Raw genomic sequence first — 415 nt, forward strand, 5'->3', positions numbered from 1 at the left:
GGTAGATTGCATTTGCTCCTTGGAGCAATTGGTTAAGCTACTAAGAGCACACGGAGGATGCCTAGGCGCTAGGAGCCGATGAAGGACGTGGCGAACAACGAAACTGCCTCGGGGAGCTGTAAGCAAGCTTTGATCCGGGGGTGTCCGAATGGGGAAACCCAGCTGGGGTAATTTCCAGTTACTCATAACTGAATACATAGGTTATGTAGAGGCATACCAGGGGAACTGAAACATCTAAGTACCTTGAGGAAGAGAAAACAATAGTGATTCCGTCAGTAGCGGCGAGCGAACGCGGAGAAGCCCAAACCAGAGAGCTTGCTCTTTGGGGTTGTGGGACATCTCACATGGAGTTACAAAGGAACCGGTTAAACGAAGAGGTCTGGAAAGGCCCGCCAAAGAAGGTAAAAGCCCTGTA

1 rRNA gene is annotated in these 415 nt (G+C 50.4%); it reads left to right on the forward strand.

The features are described 5' to 3' along the window. Positions 1 to 30 precede the first annotated feature (30 nt). A 23S ribosomal RNA gene (locus CS562_RS32470) occupies positions 31 to 415 on the forward strand; the annotation flags it as partial.

It is taken from the genome of Paenibacillus sp. LK1 (assembly GCF_002750415.1).
In the GTDB taxonomy this organism is placed as follows: Bacteria; Bacillota; Bacilli; order Paenibacillales; family Paenibacillaceae; genus Paenibacillus; species Paenibacillus taichungensis.